Below are 3,777 nucleotides of genomic sequence, written 5' to 3'. Positions count from 1 at the left end.
CCCGGGAACCGCTGTCACCCGGGAACCGCTGTCATTCGGGGACGGCCGTCAGGAGGTGAACCGCACCTCCGGGTTGGCGGAGCTCGGCCCGTCGAGCAGCGGCTGCGGGACCCCCTTCAGCTGGAGGTCGAAGAACGCCCCGACGTACTGCCGGGTGAGGGCGACGGCCCGCTGGCTGCCGATGGTCGTCTCCGGGCCCTTGGGGATGCCGAGCCCGTCGAAGAAGAGCGGGAAGTCGGTGAAGCTGCCGTGGTCGGTGCCGTCGACGGTCAGCCAGCGCTTCCAGCCGTCCAGCCGGGCCCAACTCGTGGTCCATGTCGAGTCCTCGGCGCCGTCGGCCAGTGGGTGGCCCATCATCATGAACGGCTTGCCGTCGAGGCCTGACTCGGGCACCGCGTAGTGCATGGTGCCGTCCAGGTTCACCCCGGCCCGGATCCGGTCGTCGGTGAGCAGGGCCGGGACGGTGGAGGCGCCGCCGACGGAGTGCCCGGCCATGCCGATCCGGTCGCGGTCGATCAGCCGGGAGTACCGCCAGGCCGGGTGCGGGTGGTCGGTCAGCCGGTCGATGACGAAGGAGACGTCCTTCGCCCGGTTCGCCTCCAGGAGGGCCGCGCCCTTGTCGCCGTCGACCTTTCCGCACGCCTCGCAGGGGAGCGTCCGGCCGTCGGGGAAGGTGGTCCCGGTGTTCTCGTAGGTGTGGTCGATGACCGCCACGACGTAGCCGCGGCTGGTCAGGTCCTCGGCGAGGCTGCTGAGCGTGGCACGCGGCATGGTGAAGCCGGGCGACAGGACCACCAGCGGGTAGTGGCCGCCCTGGGGGCGGGCCCCGGACTCCGCCCACGTCCGGGTGCCGGACACCGCCTCGGTCGGGATGGTGTTGCCCGGCAGCTTCCCGTCCAGCAGCGCGCGGGCGGCGGCGGGCGTCATGTACGGGGCGGGGGTGCCCGTCCCGGCGTGCGCGGGGTAGTACATCGAGACCATCAGCTGGCGCGGACCGGCGTCGGGCACCCACGGGTCCGGACGGTTCCGGTCCACGAGGTGCAGGGCCTCCTGCCCGACCGCGTACGGCCCGGTCGGGCGGGGGAGTTCGACCTGGGCGGCGGCCCGGGTGGTCGGGCCCGCCGGAGCGGTGGCGGAGTTGACGGGCGGCGCCGCCAGGGCCGGCGCGGCGGCGGCGACGGACAGCGGCAGCGCGAGCAGCAGGGCCGCAGCGGCGGCGGTCGTACGAAGTCGGCTCATGTCAGCGACCGTAGGCCGCCCGCCAGGGAACTGACGTCCACTCAGCGGCGTACTGATCCCTTCCGGGGAGGCGCGGTGGCATCCCCTAGGGGACGGGCCTGGGCGGGCCTGGGCGGACCTGGGCAGGCCTGGACCGATGCTGCTCGGCCCGGGCGGGCCGGTTACCCGGCGGAGGCCGCCCGGAGGTCCTCCAGGAAGCCTGCGGCCGCACGGGCGTTGGGCACCGGGAAGGTGAGCGGGAGACCGGCCGAGTGCGTCCGGACCTCCAACTCGCCCAGGGCGGAGGCCTGGGCCGAGTGCACCTCCGGCCACCGGTAGGCCTCCGTCGCGGCGAGCGGGTGCGGCGGCCGGTGCACCAGCCCGCCGGCCGTCACCGTCAGCCGCCCCCGTACGAAGCGGACGCTCCCCTCCGTGCGCAGCGTCTCGTGCAGGGCGGCCCGGAGCCCGGGGGAGAGGTGCTCCTCCAGCTCCCGGAACAGCCTTCCCAGTCCGCCCAGGTGTGCCAGCACCAGTGGCTCGTCCGCGCCCGCCGGCCATATTCGCCCGTGCTCGTACTCCCCGTGCGGCCCTCCCGGGGAGTACTCGGTCGCCTCGATCGCGCGCCAGGGCAGCGGCTCCTCACCGCCGCCGGCCGAGACCAGCACCAGCCCGCCCTCGTGGACCCGTACGGACCGCAGCCCGGGCGCGGGCCGCAGCTGCTCGTACCCGCTCACCGCCGCCACCACCGCGGCGGCCAGCACGGGTGCGGGCCACCACTCACCGAGCGCCAGACAGACCGCCACGGAGACGGCAACCCCGCAGGAGTGCAGCCACACCCGCGTCGGCCAGGACAGCGGCCGGAACCGTCTGTGCACCCGCAGCACCGGGCCCAGTCGACCGGCCGCACCGGCAGAACCGCCCGCACCGGCCGCACCGGCCAGGTCGGCAGAACCGGTCGCACCCGCCGACCGCACCCGCGTCGGCGACCACGTCACCGCCACGTCGGCCCCCTTTCACTCGGCTCAGTCGGCGGATTCCCCCATCGGAACCGCGACTGCCAGAACTCCAGCATCGACCGCTCGCCGCCCCTGACGACAGTGCCAATCAGCACCTTTTGGCCTGGTTCGACCCCGCCATCATCGCGCCCCGGCCGGAGCCGCCCGCCACGGGGGTGGGGACGAACGGCCAAGGCCTCCCCTGGGTCGGGCCGCAGGGCCCGCCCGGGCGCCCGCACCACCGTCATACCGAGCTCCCTCCGCTCCGCAGCGGCCCCTCAGGAGGGCCGCAACCATCGGATGCCCAGGATCGACTCCGCACCGCGCCCGACGACAGTGCCGATCGGCACATTCCGACGGAAATCCCCCGCCGCGGGCGCGCGGCAGCCGCGCCCTCACCCCGTCGTCGCGAACCCGTTCTGCAGCCCGCGCAGCAGCGCCGTGCCCGCCGGATCGGCCGACCGGCGGGTGTTGGCCAGCACCACCACGCCGACCCGCTTCTCCGGGTCGAAGGCCACGAACGAACGGAACCCGCCGGTGCCCCCGTTGTGCCAGATCTGGAGGTGCCCGCCCTGCTGGGTGTGCAGCCGGTGCCCGAGCCAGCCCAGGTGAGTCCAGGCGAAGGGGTTGACCCGGTGGCGGGTCTCCCGGGTGAGGGCGATCGCGGCCGACAGCGGCACCTCCGGCTCGCGCCCGGCGGCCAGTTGGGCCCGCAGGAACACCACCAGGTCGGCGGCGGTCGACCGGAGCCCGCCCATGCCGGGTACGGCCCCGAAGCTCCAGTGCGGCACCGGCCGCCCTCCCGGCGTGTGCCCGTGCGCCAGCCGCGCGGACTGCTCCTCGTCCGACCGCACACAGGTGTCCGCCAGGCCCAGCGGCGCGCAGACCTCGCGCGCCACCAACTCCCCGTACCCGAGGCCGGACCGCTGCGCGAGGGCCAGGCCGAGCAGCCCCGCGCCGAGGTTGGAGTAGCGGAAGCCGCGCCCGGGTGCGGTCCGCAACCGCGTCCGCGCGAGCCCGTCGAGCACCCGCTCGGCGGTGCAACCGGCGTACGGATCGGGCTTGTTGGGGGACAGCAGCGACTGCGCCAGCATGCCCCGGGGCAGCCGGGGGAGCCCGGAGGTGTGGGTGGCGAGGTGCCGCAGGGTGATCGGCTGCGGGCCCCTGGCCGGGACGACGGCCCGACCGCCCGAGGCCCCCGTGAGCACCTCGGCGAGCGGTTCGTCCAGCCGGACCGCGCCGTCGAGCGCCAGCCGCGCGAGCACGAGCGAGGTGAACACCTTGGTGACGGAGCCTATGTCGAACAGCGTGTGCGGCCCGGGCACCCCACCGCCCGGCCCGGTCCGCCCGGCACCCCGGATCTCCACGTCGTCGCCGGCCAGCCCGGCGACCACCGCACCGACGTGGCGGCCCGCGAGCCGGTCGGCCGTCTGCTGCACGAGGCAGGCGAGTTCGTTCATGCTCGCGAGCCTAGGGCGTGTCTTCGAACTCGCGTCTGCGGGGCGACGCCGGGGCACGCACCTCGCCGCGTTGTCGTCGGTCGCCAATGCTCCGCAGTGGCTCC

3 protein-coding genes are annotated in these 3,777 nt (G+C 75.1%); all 3 read right to left on the bottom strand.

The genetic code is table 11. The features are described 5' to 3' along the window. Positions 1-48: 48 nt before the first annotated feature. The gene (locus tag ACFU6K_RS33605; protein WP_380669553.1) at positions 49-1,239 is read right to left on the bottom strand and encodes an alpha/beta hydrolase family protein; all 1,191 of its coding nucleotides are present in this window, start codon (positions 1,237-1,239) and stop codon (positions 49-51) included. A gap of 161 nt (positions 1,240-1,400) precedes the next feature. Beyond that, the gene (locus tag ACFU6K_RS33600) at positions 1,401-2,093 is read right to left on the bottom strand and encodes a hypothetical protein (protein WP_380669551.1); all 693 of its coding nucleotides are present in this window, start codon (positions 2,091-2,093) and stop codon (positions 1,401-1,403) included. 515 nt (positions 2,094-2,608) lie between these two features. Beyond that, complete coding sequence (locus ACFU6K_RS33595; RefSeq protein WP_380669549.1) at positions 2,609-3,673, bottom strand: serine hydrolase domain-containing protein; 1,065 nt, start codon at positions 3,671-3,673, stop codon at positions 2,609-2,611. Positions 3,674-3,777: the final 104 nt, after the last annotated feature.

Source organism: Kitasatospora sp. NPDC057512 (assembly GCF_042802135.1).
GTDB lineage: Bacteria > Actinomycetota > Actinomycetes > Streptomycetales > Streptomycetaceae > Kitasatospora.
This window is presented reverse-complemented; position numbering and strand designations above follow the sequence as displayed.